At 61.2% G+C, this 21,217-nt stretch carries 20 protein-coding genes and 2 pseudogenes; 15 read left to right on the top strand and 7 right to left on the bottom strand.

Annotation, left to right across the window (positions count from 1 at the left end):
* Positions 1-20 precede the first annotated feature (20 nt).
* Positions 21-755, top strand: a complete 735-nt coding sequence (locus EN780_RS01275; protein ID WP_128271711.1) for a ribonuclease activity regulator RraA — start codon at positions 21-23, stop codon at positions 753-755.
* A 38-nt stretch (positions 756-793) separates the two neighbouring features.
* Here EN780_RS01275 and EN780_RS01280 read toward each other — a convergent pair whose 3' ends face one another.
* Positions 794-1,354: a TetR/AcrR family transcriptional regulator gene (locus EN780_RS01280; protein ID WP_281035331.1), complete on the bottom strand. Its 561-nt coding sequence runs from the start codon at positions 1,352-1,354 to the stop codon at positions 794-796.
* 72 nt (positions 1,355-1,426) lie between these two features.
* A complete protein-coding gene (locus EN780_RS01285; RefSeq protein ID WP_210215014.1) occupies positions 1,427-2,443 on the bottom strand; it encodes an NAD(P)-dependent alcohol dehydrogenase in 1,017 nt (338 codons plus the stop codon).
* An 88-nt stretch (positions 2,444-2,531) separates the two neighbouring features.
* Between EN780_RS01285 and EN780_RS01290 the strand changes: the two genes are divergently transcribed.
* Positions 2,532-3,479: a LysR family transcriptional regulator gene (locus EN780_RS01290; RefSeq protein WP_245499841.1), complete on the top strand. Its 948-nt coding sequence runs from the start codon at positions 2,532-2,534 to the stop codon at positions 3,477-3,479.
* Positions 3,480-3,624: 145 nt separating this feature from the next.
* Here the strand turns inward: EN780_RS01290 and EN780_RS01295 are convergent, their stop codons facing one another.
* On the bottom strand, positions 3,625-4,410 hold the full coding sequence (locus tag EN780_RS01295) for an aminoglycoside phosphotransferase family protein (RefSeq protein WP_245499842.1): 786 nt from the start codon (positions 4,408-4,410) through the stop codon (positions 3,625-3,627).
* A gap of 134 nt (positions 4,411-4,544) precedes the next feature.
* Positions 4,545-5,276, bottom strand: a complete 732-nt coding sequence (locus tag EN780_RS01300) for a GntR family transcriptional regulator (RefSeq protein WP_128271715.1) — start codon at positions 5,274-5,276, stop codon at positions 4,545-4,547.
* Positions 5,277-5,434: 158 nt separating this feature from the next.
* Here EN780_RS01300 and EN780_RS01305 point away from each other — a divergent pair, with 158 nt between their 5' ends.
* From EN780_RS01305 to EN780_RS01325, 5 genes are read left to right on the top strand one after another with little or no spacing between them, the layout of a single operon-like run.
* Positions 5,435-7,093 carry an amidohydrolase gene (locus EN780_RS01305; RefSeq protein ID WP_128271717.1) on the top strand — a complete coding sequence of 553 codons (1,659 nt, stop codon included), beginning with the start codon at positions 5,435-5,437 and terminating at the stop codon, positions 7,091-7,093.
* Between the two features lies 1 nt (position 7,094).
* Complete coding sequence (locus EN780_RS01310) at positions 7,095-8,240, top strand: ABC transporter ATP-binding protein (protein ID WP_127308714.1); 1,146 nt, start codon at positions 7,095-7,097, stop codon at positions 8,238-8,240.
* Positions 8,224-9,150, top strand: a complete 927-nt coding sequence (locus EN780_RS01315; protein WP_127284780.1) for an ABC transporter permease — start codon at positions 8,224-8,226, stop codon at positions 9,148-9,150. The genes EN780_RS01310 and EN780_RS01315 overlap by 17 nt, the downstream gene beginning before the upstream one ends.
* Positions 9,140-9,946 (top strand): ABC transporter permease, encoded by an 807-nt coding sequence (locus EN780_RS01320; protein ID WP_128271719.1) that lies wholly within the window; start codon positions 9,140-9,142, stop codon positions 9,944-9,946. The genes EN780_RS01315 and EN780_RS01320 overlap by 11 nt, the downstream gene beginning before the upstream one ends.
* Before the next feature lie 25 nt (positions 9,947-9,971).
* On the top strand, positions 9,972-11,003 hold the full coding sequence (locus EN780_RS01325; protein ID WP_127308713.1) for an extracellular solute-binding protein: 1,032 nt from the start codon (positions 9,972-9,974) through the stop codon (positions 11,001-11,003).
* Positions 11,004-11,261: 258 nt separating this feature from the next.
* Here the strand turns inward: EN780_RS01325 and EN780_RS01330 are convergent, their stop codons facing one another.
* Positions 11,262-13,013: an adenylate/guanylate cyclase domain-containing protein gene (locus tag EN780_RS01330; protein ID WP_128271721.1), complete on the bottom strand. Its 1,752-nt coding sequence runs from the start codon at positions 13,011-13,013 to the stop codon at positions 11,262-11,264.
* Between the two features lie 56 nt (positions 13,014-13,069).
* Between EN780_RS01330 and EN780_RS01335 the strand changes: the two are divergent.
* Both EN780_RS01335 and EN780_RS01340 read left to right on the top strand, forming a co-directional pair.
* A pseudogene (locus tag EN780_RS01335) lies at positions 13,070-13,232 on the top strand (FAD-binding oxidoreductase); the annotation flags it as partial.
* A gap of 345 nt (positions 13,233-13,577) precedes the next feature.
* Positions 13,578-13,793 (top strand): DUF1858 domain-containing protein, encoded by a 216-nt coding sequence (locus tag EN780_RS01340; protein WP_127284777.1) that lies wholly within the window; start codon positions 13,578-13,580, stop codon positions 13,791-13,793.
* Here EN780_RS01340 and EN780_RS01345 read toward each other — a convergent pair.
* Positions 13,790-14,494, bottom strand: a complete 705-nt coding sequence (locus tag EN780_RS01345) for a Crp/Fnr family transcriptional regulator (RefSeq protein WP_127284776.1) — start codon at positions 14,492-14,494, stop codon at positions 13,790-13,792. The genes EN780_RS01340 and EN780_RS01345 overlap by 4 nt on opposite strands.
* Positions 14,495-14,680: 186 nt before the next feature.
* Here EN780_RS01345 and EN780_RS01350 point away from each other — a divergent pair, with 186 nt between their 5' ends.
* The 6 genes and pseudogenes from EN780_RS01350 to EN780_RS01375 all read left to right on the top strand — a co-directional run bounded on the left by EN780_RS01350 (position 14,681) and on the right by EN780_RS01375 (position 19,758).
* A complete protein-coding gene (locus tag EN780_RS01350) occupies positions 14,681-15,880 on the top strand; it encodes an NnrS family protein (protein WP_128271723.1) in 1,200 nt (399 codons plus the stop codon).
* A 143-nt stretch (positions 15,881-16,023) separates the two neighbouring features.
* The gene (locus tag EN780_RS01355) at positions 16,024-16,470 is read left to right on the top strand and encodes a pseudoazurin (protein ID WP_128271725.1); all 447 of its coding nucleotides are present in this window, start codon (positions 16,024-16,026) and stop codon (positions 16,468-16,470) included.
* A gap of 238 nt (positions 16,471-16,708) precedes the next feature.
* Positions 16,709-17,807 (top strand): annotated as a pseudogene (nirK, locus tag EN780_RS01360) (copper-containing nitrite reductase).
* A 72-nt stretch (positions 17,808-17,879) separates the two neighbouring features.
* Complete coding sequence (locus EN780_RS01365) at positions 17,880-18,752, top strand: formylglycine-generating enzyme family protein (protein ID WP_128271727.1); 873 nt, start codon at positions 17,880-17,882, stop codon at positions 18,750-18,752.
* Between the two features lie 24 nt (positions 18,753-18,776).
* Entirely contained in the window at positions 18,777-19,226 is a 450-nt protein-coding gene (locus tag EN780_RS01370; RefSeq protein ID WP_127284783.1) for a group III truncated hemoglobin, read from the top strand.
* Positions 19,227-19,326: 100 nt separating this feature from the next.
* On the top strand, positions 19,327-19,758 hold the full coding sequence (locus EN780_RS01375; RefSeq protein WP_127284771.1) for a potassium channel family protein: 432 nt from the start codon (positions 19,327-19,329) through the stop codon (positions 19,756-19,758).
* 22 nt (positions 19,759-19,780) lie between these two features.
* On the opposite strand, the gene hemN is transcribed toward EN780_RS01375, so the two are convergent.
* Complete coding sequence (hemN, locus tag EN780_RS01380) at positions 19,781-21,154, bottom strand: oxygen-independent coproporphyrinogen III oxidase (protein WP_128271737.1); 1,374 nt, start codon at positions 21,152-21,154, stop codon at positions 19,781-19,783.
* Positions 21,155-21,217 lie beyond the last annotated feature (63 nt).

The following is a 21,217-nucleotide window of genomic DNA, read 5'->3' on the forward strand; positions in this document are numbered from 1 at the left end:
AACGTCAACCGGAGTCCACCATGACGCATAGCCCCGACATCACCCGGCCGTCCAAGGACCTGATCGACGCGCTGAGGGAGATCGGCGCCGCGACCGTTGCCGGCACGCTTGGTCACATGGGCTTCCGCAATCCGCATATGGTCGGTCCGGTGGCGCAGAACCACGGCAAGTCGATCGTCGGCCCGGCGCTGACGCTGCAGTTCCTGCCGCAGCGGCCCGACCTCTTCAACGAGGGAGAATATGCCGATCCGGAGACGCAATTGCACCGGCACGTGCTCTACCACGCTCAGGAGGGCGACGTGGTCGTGGTCGACGCGCGCGGTGACATGAGTTCGGGTGTCTTCGGCGATATGATGTCGACGTATTTCAAGGGCAGAGGCGGCGCTGGCATCGTCATCGATGGGTGCATGCGCGATCGGCCCAATGTCGAGAAGCTCGATCTGCCCCTATGGCTGCGCGGCTGGACGCCCAATTACCATGTGCAGACCAGCATCTATCCCAATGCCCTCAACGTTCCGATTGCATGCGGCAATGTCACGGTGATCCCCGGCGACATCATCGTTGCCGACGATGACGGGGTGGTGGTGGTTCCCGTCGCAATGGCCGCGAAGGTGATCGAAGAGGCGCAGAAGCATCACGATTGGGAGGAATTCTCGCGCGAAAAGCTCATGCAGGGCGGGTCGTTGCAACGCTATTATCCGCTGCATGACGATGCCCGCGGAGAGTACGAGGAGTGGCGAAAAGCCAGATCCTGATAGACGTTTTTGCCACCCCTTAGTGTCAAATCGGAAAATTATGGCGGACCAAAAACGGTAGCGAAGGCGATGTCCTTGAAGCGTCGGAGCGGTTCGCCGGAACGCTCCACTTTCATGCGCAGGATCGCGCCTTCCCAGGAGGCAAGAAGAAACTCCGCCAGATCCCGTGGAGTGAACGTGCTGTCGATTTCCCCGGCAGCCTGGGCCTCCGCGATGCAGTCGCCAAAAGGCTGAAGCCACTCCCGGTACATCGCGACGAGATGTTGGCGCAGCGGCTCGCTCTCCTGGACCACCTCCAGGCTGAAGTCGCCGATCAGACAGCCCCGCACATAGCCATCGGCAGCGAGCTGATCCGAGATGATGTCCAGGTACCGCAGCAGTCGTTGCCGGGGCGCAAGACCAGCATCAAGGAGCGACTCGGAGATCCGCTTTTGGATCGAGGCAAAATACAGGTCCAAAACCTCGGCGGCGAAATCCTCTTTCGATCGAAAGTGGTTCGTAAACGAGCCCTGGGCGACACCGGCCTCCGCAACGACATCTCTGACGCCCGCGCCGTGATAGCCTTGGCGGAACATCACGGCCAGGCCAGCGTCGAGAATCTTGCTTCTAAGGGAAGCTCTGCAACGGCGTCGCGAAAACGATCAGGGTGGGATGCCTGTCTAGCTCGGCATCTAGCCCATACTGATCACAACCTTGCCGAACGGCCCGCGCCGCTGGTGATCGAAAGCCTCGTGGACCGCCTCGAAGGGATAGACGGCATCGATCACCGGTCTGACGCCCAGCGCCTCGATTGCCACATTCATGTGCTCGAACTGCCGTCGCGAGCCCGTGGCGATGCCCTGCAGCGTAATGCGGTTGCGCGTCAGCACCGGCGTCGGCACGGCCAGTTCGGTACCCGCCAGCTGGCCGATGAGGGATACAAGCCCGCCGGCTGCCACTGTCTCGATCGATTGCCGCAGATTGGCGCCGCCGATCAGCTCCAGGACATGGTCGACCCCGCGCCCGCCCCTAAGCGTCCGCACCTGTGCGCTCCAGTCGGGATTGGCGCCGGTGTCGAGGCAGAGCCTTGCCCCTAGCATCCGGGCGCGTTCGAGCTTGTCGGCGTGGCGCGACAGCAGGATAGGGACTTGCCCGAAGGCCAGCGCGAATTGCAGTGCAAATAGCGCCACGCCGCCGGTTCCTTCGATAAGCACAGTCGTGCCCGGCCGCGACCGGCCGGACTCGACCAACGCCGACCAAGCGGTGAGCGCCGCGATTGGCAAAGTCGCTGCTTCCTCGTCGCCAAGCGAAGCCGGCGCCGGCACGGCGGCGTCCTCGCCGAACACGACGTGGCGCGCCAGCACGCCCGGCAGCGACAACCCCAGCGTCTGTCTGTGCAACACCGGCGGCCCATCGCCGTCGGCCCAGTCGGCAATCACCTGCCCTAACACGCGGTCGCCGACGCGGAAACGCGTCACTTCAGACCCGATGGCGACCACCTCGCCCACCGCGTCCGACGCCGGCACGAAGGGCAGCGACATCGCCGGCAACTTGCCATCGATCAACAGCAGGTCCTTGAAGTTGAGCGCCACCGCGCGCACCGCGACCAACAGCGCGCGCCGGCCGACCGACGGCAACGGCACCGCCCCGCGTACCAGCTTGTCGAGCCCAAACCCGGTCATGCGCCAGGCTTCAGTCATGTCATCCATTGCGCATCTCCATCCGGCCTATATTACCATCGCGCATCCAGCTACAATGGTGCGAATTTGTCGGAAGATCGTTGCGACTGGATATACAATGAACCTCATAGCTGGCAGCCTTGAGGGCGCCCTCGCCTTCGTCCAAGCCGTCGATGCGGGCAGCTTTACCGCAGCGGCGGCGCGGCTACGCCTGACCAAATCGGCCGTCGGTCGCAAGGTGCTGCAGCTCGAGCAGCGGCTGGGCGTGCGCCTGCTCAACCGGACAACCCGCCGCTTGAGCCTGACGGCCGACGGCGAGATCTACTACGAGGCCTGCCGGCGCGCGCTTGCGGGGCTCAGCGAGGCACAGGACGTCATCGCCGCCGGACGACAGGCGCCGGCGGGCGTGGTGCGGCTAGCTCTGCCGCTGGCCTTTGGCCGCCGCTGGGTGGCGCCGGTGCTGTTCGGGCTGGCCAAGGACCATCCGGCGCTCCGGCTCGAGATCGGCTTCGATGACCACCGCTCCGACCTTGTCGACGACGGCATCGACCTCGCCGTGCGCCTCGGCCCTCTCGCGGACAATGCCTCACTGACCGCCCGGCGGCTGGGCACGCAGCGTTCGCTGTTGTGCGCCAGCCCCGCCTACCTGGCCACGGCCGGGACCCCCGCCGATATTCAAGGGCTGGCCCAGCATGCGCTGCTGGTCTACGGCCGGCGCGACTTCATCAACCCATGGCCACTGCCCGATGGCAACGGAACCATGCTCTACCAGCCGCAAGCCAGGCTGATGATCGGCGACGGCGATGCGCTGTTGCAGGCGGCGGTCGCCGGCTGCGGCATTGCCTTCCTGCCCGACTGGCTCGCTGGCAACAGCTTGCGTCGCGGCGAGCTGGTGCCAGTGCTGATGAGCTCGGCCGTGGACACTGCCCCCCATCCACCTGCTGTGGAGCGCCGGCCGCGTCGTACCGCCGCGCATGCGCGTGATCATCGATGCATTGGTCGCTCACGCCGCCTTGCTGCACGAGCGGTCATGAGCTGTCGCTACGGAGGGTCCCTGCGCTTGTGAAGGAACTTAGGCCCGAACGACGCCCAGGTTCGGATCAGATTTCCAGATCGTCGATGATGCGGGAGAGCGTCGAGCGGCCAAGGGCACTCATGGCGGGGTTGGTGCTCCGATAGTACCAGACCAGGCCCATCGCCTGCTGGAAGGCTCATGCCGCTCCGCGCTGCCACTCGAGCTGGCTTGATCCAAGATGGGCACGCACGGTTTCGCGCCGACTGCGATCAAAAAGATGCCATGCGGCGACAAGATCCAAGGCCGGGTCGGCCGGTCCGAAGCTGCCGCAGTCGAGCACACCAACAAGGCGGTCCCCACGCACGAGCAGGTTGGCCGGAATAAGATCGCGATGGCCCATAACGTCGGGACCGGACGGCGGCAGTTCACGCAGCCGAGCCCAGATGCGACGGAGCCGAGACACGTCCAGGAGACCCTCGCTGTTGTTGAAACAGATCGACATCCACTCGTCGTGGTCCGGAAGACTGCCGCCCCTCCCTTGCCCATCAAAACGACGTCCATCCGTGGTCGCTGCCCGCAGCGACGCAATCAGCCTGGCAATGTCGCGTGCGAAGGTCGCGGAAGCAGCAAGCCCATCGTGCGTGGCAACGTCACCTTCTATCCAACTCTGCATTGCCCAAGGCAGCGGATAGAGCGGGCCCGGTTGACCAAGCCCGAGCGGTCGAGGACAGGCAACCGAAGAATGCGCGGCAAACTCGGTCATGGCCGCGGCTTCGTTGCGCAGCATATTGGCGCACTCGACAGGCGCCATCGCACGCAGCGGGAATCTTGCCGCTACACTCGATCCGATCCTGAAGATTGCATTGACCGTACCGATCGCGCCAAGCTGCTCGATCTTCTCGTGGCGGTGCTCCGGGAACTGCTCGAAGACGATCGCGCGAACGATATCCGCATCGATATGGATCTGGTCCGAGTGCATCATGGTGCCGGCGTCTCCCTGCCAATTCCTCGCCGAATGGTCGGGACAAGCGTCGATGGCATGTCCGCATCCGCCACGTCACACAGCGCCAGATGTCCCGGCAGATGACACCAGCAGAAACGTCAATTTTGCGAAGCCTAGACAGCCAGACCCGGTCGCGTCTGCAACTCCTCGGTCCGGGATAGATACAGGTCGCGCAGATCGCGCTGCCTGAGCATGAGGTCCAGGATGCCATCCCTCGATTGCCGGATATGACGGCGGGATTCGCGGCAGGCCGTGTCGGCGTCCCCGGCAGCGATCGCTTCAACGATCATGTGATGGTCGTCACGCGCCGCCTTCCAGTCGTTCAACTGGGTCAACTCCATCCAGACATAGACCTGGCACTTGTCCAAAAGTCCGTTCAGCATTTCCGCGAGCATGGCGTTGGCGCTAAATCGCGCGATTGCGCGATGGATTTCCATGCCGGTCTGCATCTCTTCCAGCCGGGCGCGAGGAGCCGAATCGGTTTGCGCCAGGCGCTCGCAGTCCGCGACCAAGCCGCGCAGCAGTTCCACTTCATCGCGGGTGATGCGGGCGATCGCCAAGGTCGTCGCATAGGCGTCCAGCTCAGCCCGGATGTCGAACACATTCCGAAGCATCGTCTCGTCAAATTGAACCACCGCAAATCCGGTGCGGGGACGTTCGACCACAAGCCCGTCACGCTCCAATCGATTGAGCGCCTCGCGCACCGGCGTCCGGCTGACCTGAAGCTGTTCGACGAGCTCGAGTTCCGTAATTCGCCTGCCCGGTGACAGCTGCCCGGTCACGATCATCGCCTTAATCGATTCATAGGTCGACTGACGCAAATGGCCGCGGGCAACGTCGTTCATCGGGGCTCCTAACACCGGCTGGCGTCAACGCGGCAAATAGGTACCGGTTGACTCGCGCATTCGCAAGCGCATAGTGTATACAACAAAGTATGCAAAAAGTGTAGTCAATTGCTGCCCTACCCGGAAGGGGAATTGGGCAGGCTGGGGGAACGTCATTGATGCAAGCTGACATGGTGGTCACGAACGCAAGAATTCTGACCATGGACCCGGCCCGGCCGGCGGCTTCTGCGATGGCAATCGCCAACGGACGAGTTCTCGCTGTTGGCCACGCAACCGATGTGCTGCCGCTTGCCGGCAATTCGACGCGGATAATCGACGCTGCCGGCCGAAGCGTGCTGCCGGGCTTCATCGAAGCGCACATGCATGTGTTTGGCGGCGGCGCCATCCTCAATGACCTGTTGCTCACGGGCACGAAGGGTGAAGCCGCGATCCGCGACAAAGTGCGGGCTCACGCGGCGGCAAATCCGGAGGCGAAGGTCCTTTTCTGCCAAGGTGCCGATTACGACATGCTCGACGGCAGGCCGATCGACCGGCATTTCCTCGACAGCATTCTCGATGACCGGCCGCTGGCCTTCGTGGCCTTCGACCATCACACGATGTGGGCGAATACCATACTGCTCAAGGAAGTCGGGCTTCTCCATGGAAAGGCACTGGGGCCCGGCAACGAGGTGGTCATGGGCGGGGACGCCCTCGCCACCGGCGAACTGCGCGAAGTCGAGGCCTTCGGACCGGTCAATGTCTATGCCGGCACCTTTCGTTCGTCGCTGGGGCTTTCCACGGGAGGCGAGCCGCCCGAACCGCCAACGCCAGAGGAAAGGGCGCTGGACCGGGCATCCATAAAAGCCGCCCTGGCCTGGTGCGCCAGGCACGGGATCACGTCGATCCACAACATGGACGGAAATCTTTACACGCTGGAACTGCTCACCGAGATCCAGGAACAGGGCGCCCTGCTCTGCCGCGTCAAGGTTCCCTTCCATTTCAAGAACTTCATGACGGTGGCCATGCTGGAAAAGGCGTCCCGCATGAATGACGACTATCGCGGAGACTGGCTGAATTCCGGTCTCGTGAAGGCGTTTTATGACGGCGTGATCGAAGGCTACACCGCTTATCTCGTCGACGGCTATGCTGACAGGCCCGACTTCACCGGGGAACCGCTCTTCACCCAGGCCCAATTCACGGAAATGGCGATCGAGGCGGACCGGCGCGGTTTGCAGATCGCCGTGCACGCGATCGGCGACGGCGCGGTGCGCTCGGTCCTGAACGGCTATGAAGCCGCCATGAAGGCCAATGGCCCGCGGGACGCGCGCCACCGGGTCGAGCATATCGAGGTCATCCAGCCCAGCGACATTCCGCGCTTTGCTGCCCTTGGCGCGATCGCATCCATGCAGCCGCCGCATCCCCCAGGCGTGATGGATTTCCCGCTTGAACCGGCCAAGACCCGCATCGGGCCCGATCGCTGGCCGCTTGCCTATGCCTGGCGGACCTTAAAGCAGGCGGGAGCCCATGTTGTCTTCGCGTCGGATTGGCCAGTGGCGCGGATTGATGTCCTGGCTGGCATCCACGCGGCCGTCAACCGCAAGCCCTGGGCGCCGCATCTGCCAGACCAGAGCTACACCGTCCACGAGGCGATTGCGGCCTATACGATCGAAGGCGCCTATGCCGAACACGCTGAGGACCGGAAGGGACAACTCAAACCCGGTCATTTCGCCGATTTTGTCCTCCTATCCGGCGATATCGAGGCCGTTTCACCCGAGGAGATCAACACCCTCTCACCCGCACTCACCGTCTGCGGCGGTCGCGTGACCTTCGAGGCCTGATATGCTGGCATTGTCCCAACCCATCCAGCCGCAAACCGCGGATCGTCGCCTGGCGGTCCAGGCGATCGGCCTGCATAAGAGTTATGGGACCGGCGCTTCGGCCTTTCTGGCGCTTGACGACGTGTCGATCGACATTGCCGAAAACGAGTTCTTTACGTTGCTGGGGCCGTCCGGCTGCGGAAAAACGACCCTTCTGAGGCTGATCGCCGGGTTCAACTTTCCGACCAATGGACAAATCCTGCTCCGCGGCAAGGACATTGCGGCGCTTCCGCCGTTTCGGCGGCCCATCAACACGGTTTTCCAGAACTACGCACTCTTTCCCCACATGTCTGTCGCCGAGAACATCGGTTTCGGACTGAAAATGCTGGGCTGGACGAAGTCCAGGAGCGTGGATCGCGTGGCCGCGATGCTGAAACTCGTGCGGATGGAAACGCTTGCCGACCGTCGGACCAGTGAGATTTCCGGCGGGCAACAGCAGCGTGTCGCCCTGGCCCGCGCTCTGGCTCCGCAACCGGAAGTGCTTTTGCTCGATGAACCGTTGTCGGCCCTCGACTACAAGCTGAGAAAGGAAATGCAGGTCGAACTGAAGCGGCTCCAAACCGAAACCGGCATCACTTTTATCTTCGTGACGCACGACCAGGAGGAGGCCTTGGCAATGTCCGATCGCATTGCCGTCATGAACCGTGGACGGGTGCTCCAGGTTGGCCGTCCTCGGGAGATCTACAACGCTCCGGTGGACAGGTTCGTCGCCGACTTCATCGGGGAATCGAACATTCTGAGCGGCCGGCTTGTCGGGCAGGCAGCTGCGGATGCTCACCAGGTCAGAATTGCTGGCGCTGTCGCTACCGCCTACGGCAAAGCCGGAACTTCCGGCGACGGGACGGTTCAGGTCCTGATCCGCCCGGAACATGTCGACGTCCTCGACTCCCCGTCATCGGACTGCATTCCTGCAGTCGTCGAGGACGAGGTTTTCGTTGGGACGGACACCCGCCTTCAATTGCGCCTGAACGACGGTTCGACTTTCACGGCCCGCCTGACCAACAGCCCGGAACAAGAGAAAATCAGGACGTCCGGCACACAGGTATGGCTGCGAATCCATAGCCATAGCGCCCGGCTGCTCGGAGGCGACCATGTCCAGCATCGCTGAGATGGCGGCCACACGCCGAACCGCCGAAGGCCGGCGCCGCTGGTTGCTCAAGGCGCCGGCGCTAGCGACCATCGTGATCGCCTCTGTCGGGCCGCTTGCAGTGATGCTTGTCTATTCGGTGATGGCAAAGGGTGCCTTCGGCGGGGTCGCGCTCGGTCACTTCAGCCTCGACGGCTGGACGAATGTCTTTGTGGAGCGGGATCCCTTTGACGACACGCTCGTACTGGCCGACGCCAATCTCATCATCTTCTGGCGTTCCATCAAACTGGCACTGGTAGCGACGCTGGCCACGCTGCTCATCGGCTTCCCGACCGCCTATTACATCGCCACCCGGCCCGAGCAGGTCCGGTCGCAATGGATGCTGCTGATCACGATCCCCTTTTGGACCAATCTTCTGATCCGCACCTTCGCGATCATGGGCCTCCTGTCCAATCAGGGGCCGGTCAACAACATCCTCATCTGGGCCGGGTTGATCGACAAGCCCATGCAGATGCTTTTCACGGACGGGGCGGTTCTCCTGGGGCTCGTCTACGTCTACCTGCCGCTCATGGTGCTGCCGATCTATGCGAGCCTCGAGCGGATGGATTTCAACCTTGTTGAGGCAGGGTACGATCTTTATGCGACGCGCTCAAAGGTGCTTTGGCATATCGTCATCCCCTCCTGCAAGCCGGGCCTGATCGCCGGATCGATCCTCGTCTTCATCCCCGCAATCGGCGCCTATGTGACGCCGCGCGTCCTGGGCGGGGGAAAGAACATGATGATGGGCAACCTGATCGAACTGCAGTTCGGTCAGGGTCGAAACTGGCCCCTCGGGGCAGCACTGTCCATCTGCCTCCTGGTGATCGTGACAGTGGCGCTCATCATCTACATCCGCGGAAGTTCGGGTAAGGAGAATGCGCATGGCGGCTAGTCAGCACGCATTCGATTTGAAGGCGCAGCCAGGCTTCAGCATCATTGCGCGATCGGCGATCGTCGCTCTCTATTTGCCGATCCTCATCCTCGTCGTGTTCGCCTTCAACGCGACCTCCTCGCTCGGCGTCTGGGGCGGCTTCTCGTTCGATTGGTTCGTCAAGGCCTGGCACAACGACCTGATCATTAACGCAGCCCTCTTCTCTTTGTTTCTTGCCACCGTGGCCGGCGTCCTGGCGACCGTCATGGCCACGATGGCTGCCATTGCCATGACCCGAACCGACGCCTATCGCGGGCAGTTGGTCTCCTACGCCCTGATCAACCAGCCTCTGATCGTTCCTGAAATCGTAACGGCCATCTCGCTTCTGATCGTGTTCGCCGCAGTCAAGTCGGCAACCGGCTACTCGGGCACCGGCTATCTGGTCCTGGCGCACACGGCCTTCTGCATCCCGTTTGCGTATCTGCCGATCCGCGCTCGGCTGGAAGGCATGGATCTGACCCTCGAAACCGCGGCAGCCGATCTCTATGCGGATCCGTGGAAGGCGTTCCTGCATGTGACGCTTCCGAGGCTGGCGCCCGGCATCGTAGCGGGTTTCATGCTGGCCTTCGTCATTTCGCTCGATGATGTCGTCATCACCGATCTGGTGAAGTCCGGCGGACAGGAAACCCTGCCGACCTACATGCTGGGTCAGATCCGTCGAGACATGACCCCCGAAGTCAATGCTGCCGCCACCATGCTTCTGGTGCCCTCGATCCTTCTAGTGACGGCCGTGCATCTGATCAACCGCAAAAAATAAGCAACCTTACAGAGGAGTGACAAGCATGCGATCCATATTGACGGCGCTGACATCGGCGATGCTGCTCGCGGCAGCAAGTTCAGCGGCCCTCGCGGAGGAAGAATTGAGCCTCTACAACTGGGGCAACTACACCAGCCCGGAACTCCTGGAAAAATTCAAGAAGGAAACCGGCATCAAGGTCACGGTGACGGACTACGACTCCAACGATACCGCGCTGTCCAAGGTCAGGGCGGGCGGCTCGGGTTTCGACATGGTGGTTCCGTCGGCCAATTTCGTGCCGATCTGGATCAAAGAGGGGCTCCTCCTTGAATCGCGGCCCGACCAGATGCCGAATTTCAAGAATGTCGACGAACGCTGGGTGAATGTCAGCTGGGATCCGGGCCGTCATTACTCTGTGCCGTGGCAGTGGGGTATGACTGGGCCGGTCGTTGCCACTTCCGTCTACAAGGGTGACATCAACACCAGCGCAATCTGGCTCGATCCGCCGCAGGAACTGAAGGGCAAGATCAATGTCGTGCCCGAGAAGAACGATGTTCTCTATGCCGCCATCCGGTACGTGGGCGGCACTTGGTGCACCGGAGACAAGGCGCTGCTGAAGAAGGTTCGAGACAAGCTGCTTGAAGCCAAGAAGTCCTGGGTCTCGATGGATTACGGCATCGAAAAGATGGACAGCCGCGATACGCTGGCCCAGCTCTACTACAATGGCGCCGCATTCCGGGCGCGGCAGGTCAATGCCGACATAAAGCTCGGCTTCCCCAAGGAAGGCTATTCGCTGTTCATGGACAGCGTAGCAATTCTCGCCGACGCGCCGCATCCGGACAATGCCAAGAAGTTCCTGAACTTCATCATGGCGCCTGAAAACGCGGCCCTGATTTCGAACTTCGCGACCTATGCCAACGGCATCAAGGGCTCGACCCAATTCATGCGCGACGACATCAAGGCCGCGCCCGAGTTGAACATTCCGGCGGAGTACATTGCCGCCGGCGGCTGGCAGGAAGTCTGCCCCGCCGAGGTCGACGAACTCTATACCCGTATCTGGACCGACCTGATGAAGTGACGTTGCGTGCTCCGGCGGAGACCAATTCTCCGCCGGAGCCCCCGAATCTCAATTATCCGGGGACCCCTGGCAGGCACACGTGACTTCCAGCCAATGAGCGATCGCCTGCGCCGCTTGGGCTAATCGAAACCCCAACCCCATTGGTCGCGAGGGCCGCCGACATGACGGATCTGGTTGCTATCTGGCGGCGACATCGTGCCACCAGGCTGCCCACGTCATAACTACCAACACGCGATCGATGCGCCAGCCCGGGCAGCGCTATTCCGGCAGCCCCGCCTTTCGCAAACCTTCCGCAAGCAGAGCCATATCGGCCGGACGGCTAGTTGAAACGACGTCGGCGAGATTGGAAATTCGTTGGCCGGGATCGAGGGCGAGCATTCGGCTCACCACTTTTTGCGCATCCTCGGTTCGGCCCGCGTGAGCATAGCTTGCAGCCGCAAAGCGCAACGACCCCAAAAAGTCCGGCTTTTCCCGCAACGACCTTTCAGCCCAAGATGATGCCTCCTCAAATCGACCAGCGAAGAGATGAGCCACTGCAACCGCATTCTGCATGTCGAACATGAGCGGGTCGACGGGGCTCATGCGTATCGCGGTCGCCAGGTGCCGGAGTGAGGTTTCCGTATCGCCGAGGTCGGCTCTGACCCAGCCGCTGAATAGCCACGCGGTAGCCAGGTTCGGATTGAGCGCAAGCGCGCGATCAATGAACGCTGCTCCGCTATTATTGTCGCCCACGACGTAGGCGAGCGCGGTCCCGCCGCGGGAAAGAGCGATCGCGTCATCCCTGCCCAAATCCACGGCCTTCAGAGCCAGGCGCTCGGTTTCGGCGGTTTCCTGCTTGCGATCCGTCATCCAGCCGTTGGCCTTGCGCATGACGGCACACCAGGCGGCCATGCCGTATGCCGAGGCAAATTCAGGGTCGAGTTCGATGGCTTTGTAAAACAACTGAAGGGCGTCTGCGGTGGATTCCCTGGTCAACTGGTGGAGGCTTGCTATCCCGCGCAGATAGTAGTCGTAAGCGTCAAGGTGCTCGGTCGGCTTGCGCTTGGCCCGCTCGATCTCTGCCTGTTCCAGCTTCGGAGCGATCGCTCCAACGACACTGCGGGTCACTTCCTCCTGCAGGTCAAAAACGTCCTCCAGCCCGCCGTCGAAACGGTCGGCCCATAGATGTGCTCCCGTTGTCGCGTCGATAAGCTGCCCGGTGATGCGAATCCTGCTCGCCGCCTTGCGCACGCTCCCTTCAAGCACGTAGCGCACACCAAGCTCGCGTCCGACCTGCTTGATGTCCACTGCCCGTCCCTTGTAGGTAAAGCTCGAGTTGCGCGCGATGACGAACAGCCAGCGCGTCCGGGACAGCGCGGTGATGATCTCCTCAACCATGCCGTCAGCGAAGTAGCCCTGCTCGGGGTCGCCACTCATGTTGTCGAATGGCAAGACCGCGATGGACGGTTTTTCGGGAAGCGTCAGCGTGTCCCTTGTCGAGAATGCCGAAGTGGGTTTTGCTCGACTGACCCGATAGGCGCGCACCGCCTCCACGATGTTGTGGACCTGATGGCTGCCGAGGTCGGTGTAGGCATAGTCCAGTTTGCCTTTGACCTGCTCGTAGACGTTGCTCGCGATGCAGACGCCGCCAGGTTCCGCAAGCTTCTCGAGCCGCGCGGCGATGTTCACGCCATCACCGTAGATCGTATCGTCCTGTGCAATCACGTCGCCCAAATTCACGCCCATGCGGAAAGTCATGCGCTTGTCTTCGGGCAAACTTGCATTGAGAGCGGCCAAACTCTCCTGGGCTTCGACCGCACACTGCACCGCGTGGACTGCGCTGGCGAATCCGACAAGAAGGCTGTCGCCAGCGGAACCGACGATGCGTCCGTGCGATGCTGTGATCTTGGGCTCGATCACTTCAGCGCGAAGCCTCTTCAGCTGTGCAAGCGTGCCAACCTCGTCGGCTCCCATGAGGCGGCTGTAGCCGACGACGTCGGCAGCAAGAATTGCGGTGAGGCGTCGCTCCATGCCTGTGTCCTGCCTGCCCCATAGGTCGAAGCTTCGGCAGCGAGCGTATGCTAGTCCTACCGCGAATGCGAGCGTCGACGACGCCGGGACTGTTCCACGCCTTCGGCTTCTGCGCACACGGCCCAACTCGGTCCGGCCGTCGGCGATGCCGTGGCCGAACTCATTACGACCGGTCGTAACGAAACGCCGCTCGATGATTTCAGGATCGATCGCTTCAGCGGCGCGGCCCAGCGATCTGAATTGATCACAATTGGCCTCCCCAAGGCCGGTAGCAATGACCTCTTTTGGGAAACGCCAAACCTTACCGCATCGGCCGATATCAGGCGCGAAGCTGCCATTGCGTGGAGGAAAAACGGTCGCTGAGTGGCCGGATCTGCTTCCTGAATGAATTTTGGCGAACCGCTTCGTAACCATTGGGACGGCCAAGCCGTTTCTGACGCGGTCGACGATCTGCGTAGTTCAGACGCGAGGGGGTGCAGCAAGCTGCTTGCTCTTTGTCTCAGCGCAACGAGCCTCCCGGAAAGAGGATGCAAGATACCCGCTTCCAAGACGCGAGCAAGCGGCATGAAAAGCAAGATCAACGACGATGCGACGATGGACGAAATCATGCACGGGTCGCCGGCCGCCGTCCGGGTCCTGCTACAGCACGGCATGCTTTGCGTCGGCTGCCCGATTGCTTCGTTCCACACCGTTTCCGACGCAGCACGGGAGCACGATCTGGACGAGGAACAACTCAATAGTGATTTGCAGGCGGCGATAGAGAATTCCGACCCCGACTAGCTTTTCTCGGCACGGCCTTCCGCGATCAGAAGGAGCCGGTGAGGTTCGACTACGGTCACCTTTTGACGCCCGCTTTTGACCAATCCCTGGTCTTCCCATGCCGACAGCAGCCGGCTCACCGTATGGAGTGTCGTGCCCGTCATCTCGGCAATGTCCTGTCGTGAGATGGGGAAGTCGATGAGAATTCCTTCTACGGTCTTCTTGCCAGTCTGCTTGACCAGCTTGAGCAGCGCATGGGCGACGCGCTGGTCCACCTGCTCGGTGGCCATCTCGATGACACGCGCATGGGCATCTTGGAGCCTTGTGCCGACAGCCTTGTAGGTGTTGGCGCTGAAGCTCGGGAAACTGGCAGCGAATGTCGGCCAGAGATGGCTTGGCCAGGCCAGAACCACGCAATCGACGGCGGCGATTGCGTTCGCTGGATAGGTGGTGCGGCCAAGCGCATAAGCGATGCCCATCAGTTCTCCTGGACTTATGTAGCGCACCGTCACCTCATGACCGTCGGGCGTCGATTTCACCACGCGCACGTGGCCGTCCAGCAGTAGGAAAAAGGAATGTGCTTCCTGCTCCTGCTCGAAAACCGGCTGGTCCCGAGCGATCCGCATCGACTTCGCCTGCCCGACTATTCGATCGAGATCCGCGGTAGTCATGCCCTCGAAGACCAACAACCCGGCAATCAGCGATCGATCGAGGCTTGCCAACTGCCATTCCTCCCCGGCTTCAACAATCCGATTCCAGACTGTGTCACGGACGACCGCCCATCGACAAGTGATGCCATCTGTTCGCCGTCGTCTGCGATCCTGGCATTGTTTGCGCTGGGGCAAATTGCACCCGTCAGACATAGGATAGAAGAACAATGAGGGCATCCCTGCCCGGCGAGGCATATCATGGCAATTCCGCGGACACAGCCAAGCGCTTATCCTGCAATTCTTTCCTATGGCTTCCGGCCCTTCTTTCTACTCGGCTCGCTGCAGGCCGGCCTCGCCATTCTTATGTGGTTGCCTCTCTACTACGGCAAGCTTGCAACGCTTAGCCTGTTTGTGCCTGTGGATTGGCATATCCACGAACTGCTCTTTGGCTATCTGACGGCAGTCATTACCGGGTTCCTGCTTACCGCAATCCCGAACTGGACGGGACGACTGCCGGTTCAGGATTTCCGCTTGGCCCTGCTGGTATCGATCTGGATCGCGGGCCGGGTCGCCGTGTTCTTCTCGCAGGAAACCGGCTGGCTCCTGAGCGCAGTAATAGATTGCTCATTTCTTGTTGCCGTAGTGGTTGCAGCAGCGGCGGAAATCATCGCCGGTCGAAACTGGCGGAACCTCAAGGTGCTGTTGCCGGTCGCGACCCTTCTGGTGGCAAATGTCCTGTTTCATGTCGAAGCCGATTTCGTCGGGATATCCGATACGAGCCGCCGCCTCGGCCTGGGAGCGGTCGTCATTCTCGTCATGGTTATCGGCGGCCGCATCATACCGAGCTTCACCCGCAATTGGCTGGTTCGCGAAAAGCCGGGACGGCTCCCGACACCCTTTGGCAGATACGATGTCGGGACGATCGCGCTTTCCGCGGCGGGGCTTGCGGCGTGGACCGTCTATCCCGAAGCAAAGGGTACCGGCGTTCTGCTGATCGCAGGCGCAATCTTCAATGCTGTCCGACTCGCCCGCTGGGCGGGCACCCGGACGCTGTCCGACCCCCTGCTTGTGATCCTGCACATCGCATTCGTCTTTGTACCGGTTGGACTTCTGCTTACCGGGCTGTCCGCCTTCGCCCCGGAGACCATCCCAATGGCGGCGGGAATTCACGCCTTGGCGGTGGGCGCGATCGCCTGTATGACGCTTGCCGTCATGACGCGCGCCACCTTCGGCCACACTGGCCGAGAATTGAGAGCAAATAGCGCGACATGCGCGGTTTTCGGTGCCATCGTCATAGCTGCCATCTTGCGCGTGGCGGCTTCCATGGCGCCTTCCTACTCAATCTTCCTTCATGTCTCAGCTGTGCTCTGGGTGGCCGCCTTCGTCGGCTATGCAGTCCAGTTTGGCGGCATTCTAATGCAGCCGCGTCTGCATGCGCGTGGCAAGGACGCTCGCTGAAAAAAGCCGACCGGCTGGCGCTCGATTCCGCCAGTCATTTTTCATCATCCAATTTGCGCCAGCTCAAATCGCGGGGCCGCGCGGCAGCTTACAAGCATCAACGACGGTCGATGCCGTGATGAACTTCAAGAAAGGACTTCCAAATGAAACTGCCTCTGATTGCCGCAGCGATCGCCCTGCTGTCTGTCGTTGCCCCGGCCAATGCCGCGGAACACGTCGTACAGATGCTGAACAAAGGAGAGAAAGGCTCCATGGTCTTCCAGCCTGCCTTTGTCCGCGCGGCGCCCGGCGACACGGTCAAGTTCGTGCCGACCGACAAATCCCACAACGCCGAGAGCATCAAGGACATGATCCCGGACGGCGCCGAGCCTTTCAAGAGCAAGCCAAGCGAAGAAGTAACCGTGACGCTTACCAAGGAGGGCGTCTATGGCGTCAAGTGTGCCCCGCACTACGGCATGGGCATGGTTGCACTGATCGTCGTCGGCAAGCCGGTCAACCTCGATGCGGCGCAAGCCGTCAAGCAGGTTGGCAAGGCAAAGCCCGTCTTTGCCGAACTCTTCGCCGAAGCGACCAAGGCTGCTTCGAACTGATTTGACATCTCTTGGACTGCCTCCGGCAATGGCGGGCTGGAGGCACTGGCCGGGCAGACCAGGGAGGGGTCTGTCCGGCCATTTCCGTCACATTCGTGATTTTCCTGGGAGCGCGTGATCTCGCTCTGTTTCCAAGAGCAACCCGGCTTCTCTTTTGAGATTTGCGTAAACGCAAAGACGCGACCTGCAAATCAATTATCCTCACGGCATTCAACCGTTGCAATCGAAGGAGATGACGATGCTTACGAGACGTGAAGCTCTATTTGGTTCTGTTCTCACCGCAGCCGCCGTTGCCGCCGTTGGCGCAACGCCGGCCATGGCAGCCGCCAAGCCGAAGGATGTAGCCGGGTTGCCGCGCGAGAAAGTGATCCTCGTCGCGCCGCCCTTCGTGCATGCTCACGACCAGGTGGCCAAGGGGGGCCCCAAGGTCGTCGAATTCACCATGAATGTCGAAGAGAAGCCGATGGTCATCGATGCCGATGGCACGCAGCTCAACGCCATGACCTACAATGGTTCCATCCCTGGCCCGCTCATGGTCGTGCATGAGGGTGACTATCTCGAGCTCACACTGATCAACCCGGACACCAACAGTCTCGCCCACAACATCGACTTCCATGCGGCGACCGGCGCGCTAGGCGGCGGTGCGCTGACGCTGATCAACCCCGGCGAGCAGGTCACGCTGCGCTTCAAGGCAACGCGAACGGGAACCTTCGTCTATCACTGCGCGCCGGGCGGCGCGATGATCCCGTGGCATGTCGTGTCGGGGATGAGCGGAGCCGTGATGGTGCTGCCGCGTGACGGCCTGAAGGACGACAAGGGCAAGACCGTCCGCTATGACCGCATCTACTATATCGGCGAGAACGACTTCTACATCCCCCGCGACGAGCAGGGAAAATTCAAGAAGTACGAGTCGGCCGGCGACAACTATGACGACACAGTGAAGGTGATGCGCGGGTTGATCCCGACCCATGTCGTGTTCAACGGCAAGGCAGGATCGCTGACCGGCGACAACGCCATGAAGGCCAAAGTCGGCGAGACTGTCCTGATCGTGCACTCGCAGGCCAATCGCGACACCCGCCCGCACCTTATCGGCGGCCATGGCGACTTCGTCTGGGAAGGGGGCAAGTTTGCAAACCCGCCGGCCAAGGACATGGAAACCTGGTTCATCCGTGGCGGGTCCGCTGGGGCGGCGCTCTACACGTTCCTGCAGCCGGGCGTCTATGCCTATGTGAACCACAATCTCATTGAGGCGGTGGAGCGCGCACTTCACGGTCGACGGCAGCTGGGACGACGATCTGATGATGCAGATCGAGGCGCCCAGGGTCATCGCTTCGTAGTCGGGAGATCGGAACCTCGGTGCAATCCCACGGCGGAGCCAAGGGGTTGCACCCACAGCCGGACTTGATGCGATGTCCCTCGACCCAGTCTTTGCCTTCGGAACGATTGCAGCTGCTGCCTTGATCGGCGTGGGCATAACCCATACGCTCGACACCAGATCTATGGAGTTCCCTCAACCGGCAACCGTCAGCGAAATGGTGATTCTCAGACCAGGCGTGTTCGATCACGCTGAGCCGGGAGAATTCCTCAAGGAGAACCACCCCGTCGCGGCGCCCATCGTGCAAGTATGGATCGATGCGCCGCTGGAGATCATGAAATATCAGGTAAGCGTCGTCGAATATGCACGCTGCGTAGCGGACGGCGCCTGCAAGCCAGCCGACCCGCGCAAGATTGGCAACGTTGCAGTCACCGGTGTAAGCCATATTGATGCGGAAGCCTATGCGACCTGGATTTCAAACCGCACTGGAGATGCATGGCGGCTGCCGACGGATGCCGAGTGGGCCTATGCCGCCGGTGAACGATTCCGGAGCGATATCGAGAGTAAAGAAAACGACCCCAATAACCCGGCCCGTCGCTGGCTTGCCCAATACCGCACCGAGAGTTCGCTTGGACGGAAGCCCGACCCTGAACCAAGGGTACAGGGAGCTTTCGGCACCAACTCAAAGGGATTGGCGGACGTTGCTGGCAATATCTGGGAATGGACCTCGACGTGCTACGTCCACGCAACTATCGCCAGCGACGGCTTAGGGATTGCGAGCTCGATCGACAATTGCGGAGTGCACGTTGTCGAGGGATTCCATCGCACTTACATGTCGAACTTCATCCGCGATGGCAAAAGTGGCGGTTGCGCGGTCGGCACGCCGCCTGACAATCTGGGTTTCCGGCTTGTCCGCGACCGGTCCGGTGCCGTGCAGGCCGCCCTTCGGCACCTAGAATTGTCCTGACAGCACCGTAAACGAAAGTGCATGATGACAGTGAAACCAGTATTGACTGACAGGGTGCGCCCCGTCGCAGAACAACCTTTGGACCACGCCGGCATCGATCGGGCGTCAATAGGAAGACTTGTCCGCCAATTCTATGCCAAGGTCAGGAGCGACGAGCGGCTCGGGCCGATCTTCGCGCGCGAGATCACCGGCGCTTGGGATCCGCACCTGGAGAAGATGACCGACTTCTGGTGTTCGGTCATCCTCAAGAGCGGTGACTATCACGGCCGCCCGGTGCCGGCGCACCTCAAACTCCAGGACGTCACCGAAGCCGATTTCGGTATCTGGCAGGATTTGTTCGGGGAGACGGCCGCTGAACTCTTCGCACCTGAAACGGCGGCGGTGTTTGTCGACCGAGCGGAACGGATAGCGACAAGTCTGAAGCTTGCGATGTTCTTTCGCCTTGCTCCAGCGGCGGCCGGTGGTAGCGAATAGGTCGGCTTGGCAAGCGCCGGGCGCTGTGATTCTGCCAGACCGGTGCGGGGCTTGATTTTGCGCAAGGACTCCAAGCGATCGGGGCCAGTAGGTTCCTCGCATGATCCTTAATCTTTGCGTCGGCACGATCGTCATAAGCCTGACGGTCCTGATCCACACTTTCGGTCTTATCGCGATCACTCACGTGATGACACATCTTGTGGCGCTCTTCCGCATGCACGGCCGCCGCAGCCGGATCGTCGCCATGATCAGCGTGGTGATGGGGCTTTTTGTCGTCATGACGGCAGAAGTCTGGTTATGGGCTGGTATCTACCGGCTGCTCGGAATCTTGAGCGACTTCGAGACGGCGCTTTATTTTTCGACCATCACTTTTTCGACCGTCGGCTATGGGGACGTGGTGCCCGCCCATGGCTGGCGAATCCTGGCGGCGCTGGAAGGCGTCAACGGGTTTCTGCTGATCGGCTGGTCGACTGCTTATCTGATTGCCGCCGGCACGCGCGTCGGTCCATTCAGGATTGGCGAGCACTTTTGACTTGTGGCTTGGAGCCGTCGGTTCACACCGCCGCCGAATGCCGGCCGATTCCATTCTTCAGGTATTTGTCAAATTTCGCCGCCACGGTCCGGACAAGCGGACGGCTTTCCTCCGGTACGACGAAATTCTCGCCTTCGAGCCGGAGAACCTGTCCTGCGCTGGCAATGGCCAGTCGACTCGCTTCACAAAGTAGCCGTTGGCCGACGTTTCCAAAACGTTCGACAAGGTCTGTCGCCGAGAAAGCGAATTGGCACATCAGGCGTTCGATGACCCAGCCTCTCGCCTGATCATCGACACTGAATTCAATCCCTCGCGCTGTCGCCACCTGTCCGGAATTGACGGCCTTTTCGTACTCGCCGGTCGCAACGATGTTCTGGGCGTAGCCTTGCCGGTATCGGCTGATCGAGGAGGGGCCAAGACCGATAAGCGTTTCGCATTGGTCTTCGGTATAGCCCTGAAAATTGCGACGGATCTTGCCGGCGCGGGCGGCGATGGCCAGCGTGTCCTCCGGTTTTGCGAAATGATCCAATCCCAAGGCCTCGTACCCGGCCTCGACAATCAGTCGTGCAGTAAGCTGCGACTGCGCCAGACGTGCGGCGGAATCGGGCAGCCAGGCTTCATCGATCATCGTCTGGTGCTTCTTGAACCATGGCACATGCGCGTAGCCGAATAGAGCCAGCCTGTCTGGCGCCAGCGTCAGCGCCTGGGCGACGGTCGTTGCAACACTCTCGCAAGTCTGATGCGGCAGCCCATAGAGCAGGTCCAGATTGACGGATGCAACGCCCCGCGCGCGGACCGCATCGACAATGCTTCTCGTGAGGGCAAAACTCTGCTCGCGATTGATAGCCCTCTGCACTTTGGGATCGAAGTCCTGGACGCCAAGGCTCGCTCTCGTCATGCCGATCGCAGCGAAGGCATCCAGCCGCCCTTCGTCCATATCGTTTGGGTCGATCTCGACGCTAAGACTGGCATCATCGAGAAAGTCGAACCGGTCCCGCAACGCTCTACCGAGCGCCAGGATGTCGTCGGGCTTCAGCATCGTCGGGGAGCCGCCCCCGAAATGGACGGCGCGGACCTTGCCCCGACCGCTCACAAGCCTGCCGACAGTTTCGATCTCCCTATGTAGGGAGTGCAGAAAAGTGGCCACAGGAGCATAGTGACGTGTCTGCTTGGTATGGCAGGCGCAGAACCAGCAAAGCCGGTCGCAATACGGAATATGCAGATATAATGATATCTCGTCATCGCCTTCGAGCGCGTCCATCCATCCACGAACCACTACCGCGTCAACGCCCGGATGAAAGTGCGGCGCCGTTGGGTAACTCGTGTAACGAGGCACGTTCTCTGCCGGATTGGCCGTCAAAACGGGGCGTGCGTCTTTGATTGCTTTCGCTGGCATGGGGCCAAGGTAGCCCGCGCAAGTGTGGCGAGCCTTGATTTCAATCAAGGCATTTGGCGCCAC

The sequence above is a fragment of the Mesorhizobium sp. M4B.F.Ca.ET.089.01.1.1 genome (genome assembly GCF_004022605.1).
Lineage (GTDB): Bacteria > Pseudomonadota > Alphaproteobacteria > Rhizobiales > Rhizobiaceae > Mesorhizobium > Mesorhizobium abyssinicae.